The following is a 5,127-nucleotide window of genomic DNA, read 5'->3' as shown; positions in this document are numbered from 1 at the left end:
CAAAGGCATAAGTACCATCGGCACTCGCATTCCAAGGCAGCGATATAACATGATCACGAGTTCCCTTGCTCAAACTGACACGCTGGCTTACACCTTCCTGAACTTCATAAAAACTAAAACCTTCATTTCTACGGGCAGGCAACACATAGTTATTACCGCCTATCTTCAACGTCAGGTGCCGAGCGGCACTTCCCTTGTTATAGTTTTTGATAACAACCCTTGATGCACCATAGGTGAGCCAAACATCCTCTTCCTTTTGATGCACGCTAATATCGCCAATACCTGCATACGGTTTTAGTCCGAGGAATGTAAGGGTATCTGTGGCCTGATCACGGTCTGCGTTATCAATCACGAAAGTTCGGTCGCCAGACATATCTATTCGGTAGTTATCATGCCCTTTACCCCCGGCCATTGTACTGGTGTTGGTACCCACCAAAGTATCATCTCCATCTGTGCCTATATGTTGCAGGGTTGCCTGCAGAACTGCTTCACCTGTTACTGTTTTTCCATTAACCGTCAGGCTGGCGGCAGGTGATGTCGTAAAGTAACCCTCGACTCTCAACGTGACTGTTTTATCAAGCGTTGTCCCAGCAGGAAGTAGGGCACGATCGTACATCACGAGATCATCCCCCATCCGTAGATACGTCAGAAGATATCGTTCTGCAACTTCTAGAGTGGTACCCGCCAAGTCTGCTACCGCAACGCGATAGCGGTAAACCCCCTTCTTGTCGCTAAGGTTAATATGTCCATTCCCGCCTATTTCAGTTCGTACCCCAGCAATCGCCTCTTTAACTTCTGCACCTATATTAGTCACACTGTCCGTTGACAGACTACCGCTGCCCTCTTTCGGCAATGTCAGCACTTCAAAATCGCTGGCTTTCGCACCGGGTATCTTCGCCATCATCTGAAACTGCTTGCTGTTATTTTTGTAATCCTTAATGGTAACTTTCGTTTCACTGTCACCTTCTCCTGTGTGTATTATCAAATCGGAACCCTCATAGCTGTAGTGAATATTCTCCAACCGACTTTCGATCAAAACGGTCATCATCCGATCGGTTCGTGGCTTCAACACGTACTTCCCGCTACCCGGTTTAAAATGGTAGGTGCTTAGGCCAAGGTCGCCTTCCAATACCTCGGCTTTTCCAATTTGCCGAGGTTTTTGAAACAAATAACTCTTCGCGACCTTGTCCATGGTGGTAGGAAAAAATCGGGCGTTTAGGTCGGCATTCAGGTTGGCCAAATTCAAGGAAAATACCCTGCCGAACTTATCTTTAAATTGGAGCAGTTTGTCCTTCCTCACCGTTCCGTCAGCATGAAAATAATCGGCAACAACAAAGAACCCGGTGTCATGGGAAGGTGCAATCACCTTCAGGCCCCGACCAGATTTTTGCAGCACTAATTCGCTACTGCTAAACGGCAATTCAATAAGCGCAACCTGAACTTGGCTTTTTGCCACCATATGGATAATCGAACCCCCACCTTTCCGCCACACGAAAATATCGTTGCTTTCACTGTAAGCATGAAGGTTATTAGTCAAGATAAAGACATTAGAGCCGCCGCCACCATAGACCTTGATGTCCGACTCTGGTCGGGATTCAACATCGATAATGTTGTTTTCATCGCCGAGTCGAAGTAAGCCGCCAGTCGCATCTGTAATGGTGATATTCTCGATACTGTTGACATCGAACGTCCGGTAGCTGTCATTACCGTAGCGGCCTATTTTTCCGTTATCTCGACTCCGAGTCGTATCAATATTCACCGTTCCTCCTTTGGCATTGAGAATCAAGGTGTCCTGTCCTTCACCACCATCAATGCGCTCAATCTGCGCATCCGCATCCAAGTTAAATGCGTCCTCTTTTTCTTTCCCAGACACCGTGTGGACGAGGGTATCTGCATCGATATTGAAAAGATTTTTCTTTCCTGAATCGCCTTGAATATTGGCATCCGCCTTTTGCCCAAGCTCTGCCCAAACCACACTCCCAGTGGGTATCTCCGAAGAGGTGATCCGTGTTATGCCCCCATATTTCAGCGAGTCTTGCAATATGGCGGAATAGTCCCCAGCAACCTTGATAACACCGTGGTTAACATTGTGTACCCTATCCCTGACATTCAAGTATTTATGGCCTGTTTTAGCGAATAAATCAGACAGGAAGACTTTCGATTCTTCCCAAATATCATTCAATGATTTGGTATATTCAACGGCAGACTCCTCGCCACGTTTTCTCGCTTTAGCTTTCTTAAAGGCATCTGTCTCTATTCCGACCCAAGCCGCAAAGAACTGCTCCACCATTTGACCTGTGTTATCGAAATGGTCTTTGTATTCATCTATCTGTAACGCACCCTGAACAATGCCGTTAATAGCAAACGCGGCAAGGGCAACGAATCCCCCGATGGGTCCCAGAGACACTGAAAGGCTGAGAGCACCTGCGGCGGCGGCAATGCCAACCGCCGCCATCCCAATACTGATAACAGAAGTAATTGCAGTAATGACGGTGTTGGCAAGTAAGGATTTGAACTCCAAACTTCCCTTGTCACCGTTTCCTTTGAAGAAATCTTTCCATTGATTGGCGATGTTGGTAAAGGTAATCGGCATCAAGGCGATATCCAGAAGCCCCCCCTTTACCGCCTTGCCCACTTTGCCCAACGCCTTGCCTGCTTGACTAAACAACTTACTGATCATTGGGCTGACTACGGTTGGTAATGCCACACCCCCGACAAGTTCCGTCAGTGTCAACCCACGATCCGTCGCATTCATGGAACTCCAGCTTGATGTTAAAGATCGCACTGCATTGAGGGTTTCATACAGATTAAAAACACTATCGGCCCCATTCATCATGCCATCTGTTATGTGGGCTCTTTTACGGCGGCTGATTTCCTGTGAAAGTGACTTGCCCAAATTCCGAGTATTTTCATTGCTGCTTTGTAAAAGCCGCCGACTCAATACCGACATTTCAGAGCGGGGAAGCTTAGAAAGCTGAATAAGTGTGGAAAAAACATTGTCAGAAGAAGATTGGTTCATATGACGTTCTAATTTTTCAATATCAATATTACTGCCTACACCAGACAGGCCTTTAGTCGAATCAATAAGTGGAAGATGCTCAAAAATATCCTGCGTAGAAAACTTCATCTGTTTTAATAGTGAACTTTCGTTATGGAAATCTAGAGACTCTTCCAGTTTCTCATTGGCATAATGCGCAACGACATAGGCTAAACCTGCGTTCGGCTGTAGTTCGAGTATCCTTGATATATCCTGCGATGTAATACCTTGCGCCATTTCCACCATCCAAGGCATAAGACGCTTTTCAAGATTAGAGGTATCAGATACGCCGGCAGCATTCGCTATTTTCTTTAAATCATCTTTAAATCTCTTGTCCTCTTGTTGTTCAAAGGACACTTTCATCGACGCTAATTCTTTTTCCCAGTAAGCAATTTCTCTTCGCTGCCGTTGTAATTCAGGGCTATTTCCATTACGTTTTTCTTCTGCATCAAAAAATGCTTCATATTCTTTTAGCCTTTTCAGGCATGACTCATACCCATCAATAGATGACACAACACCATTTAACGTTGGTTTAGTGCGCTTTAATCGCTTACGCTCTAAGTCTTCAACTATCAGCCGGACTTTTTCTTCTGTTCGCACTTCAGGCTCCATCTCAGCGGAACCATGCTCGTTAAACGTAGCAAGGTACTTATTATCTGATATCAGCGCCAGAAATGAATTGAAAAAGCGATTTAGGGAATATTTCTTTCCTGTTACAAAGTCGGAAGATGTCGGGTATCGACGACCCGATACTGAATCCGTAAGGTTATATTTTTTAGATTCCTTTAAAAAATCCAATATATATCCGTCTGTGCCGTTAAGATTCACCATTTCACAACCAGCAAGAGCAATCCTGGTTGGCCTGATATTCACGCCAAATTCTGTAAAAAACTCGTTTCTTAGCCAGTTAAACTGCTCTGCTAGTTGATTAGGATATCGATTCCCAATGACTCTCTCCTCATCGAGCCCATGGCCAATTACTGTCCATTTTATATTGTCTCCTTGAATAAGCTTAGGATTACCACTGACAACTCTATAGCTCCCGTCGAAACCAAGTTGAACAACCGTTGCCCCTGGATACTTTTCTATATATGAACGCGTAACTGTTGAAGTGGTTCTCTGACTATCGAGTTGAATAATGACCCTATCATTACCTTTACCTGAAAGGGACTTTTTAGTGTTACCCAAAGGGTCAGTCCATTGTTCGACATTATTAACAAGCGTTTTATTAAAATCACCTATATCATTTTTAGCTTTTATTGCATGCAACGCGTCAAGTAACATGCTTTTATCTCGATCCGAGAATTGAGGTGGAATAATATCCAGCACACTGTGTATATCATCAAAAAACGCACTGCCCATCAAAAAATTAGATTTGAAACCCATGGACAGTGTTTTTAAGAAAATGAGACTTGAAACGCCAGGGTACGATAAGCAATTTAATACGACATCTGCTGCTAAACGATTCACCTTTATTGCGCTACCATTATCGGCAGTCGTAACCGTTATTTCTCCCGTCCTTTTAACGACGTGCTTTTTAATCGGTTTTTTCACAGTTTCTAAAGTATTCGTCTCGGCATTTATTTTTTGATACTGACCACTGCCATTGTCATCGACATTGAACACACCATTTGCGGTGGTTACCTCAACTGTTGGGTTATGCTTATCACCGACTAACTTAGCGATTGCCTTTCCAAATAGTGGAGAATCTTTACCACTGAGTACTGATAGGGTTCTTGTGAATTCAAGGTTTGCGAATTTTTCCAACCCTGCCATAATACGATCCGGCGGCAGTCTACCAAGAGAAATATGGCTACTCCCATCACTGCCTACAGATGCCTGTAAATCGCCAATCAGTGATATTTCATCATAATTATTTTTCTGTATCTTTGAAACATCGACCACATTGCCATTACTGTCAAAAAATGTATTGGACGCGGCATCCCAAGTGATAAATATCGACTCTCCTTCATTTCCCCCCTTCAACACGTTTCCGACCGAATCAAAGAGAGAATTCCTCCCTACAGTCGTATTATTGATTACCTTAATAACCAAATTTTTTATTGTGTTTTTTTTGTAAAAATACTTGT

The 5,127-nt window shown here is 43.9% G+C and carries 1 protein-coding gene; it reads right to left on the bottom strand.

The window, feature by feature from the left end; all coding sequences use genetic code 11:
• Positions 1 to 5,127, bottom strand: a 5,127-nt coding sequence (locus BCT81_RS17605; protein WP_198596918.1) for a C80 family cysteine peptidase, incomplete at both ends; no start/stop codon positions are given.

This window comes from Vibrio sp. 10N.261.52.A1, assembly GCF_002876325.1.
Lineage (GTDB): Bacteria > Pseudomonadota > Gammaproteobacteria > Enterobacterales > Vibrionaceae > Vibrio > Vibrio chagasii.
This window is presented reverse-complemented; position numbering and strand designations above follow the sequence as displayed.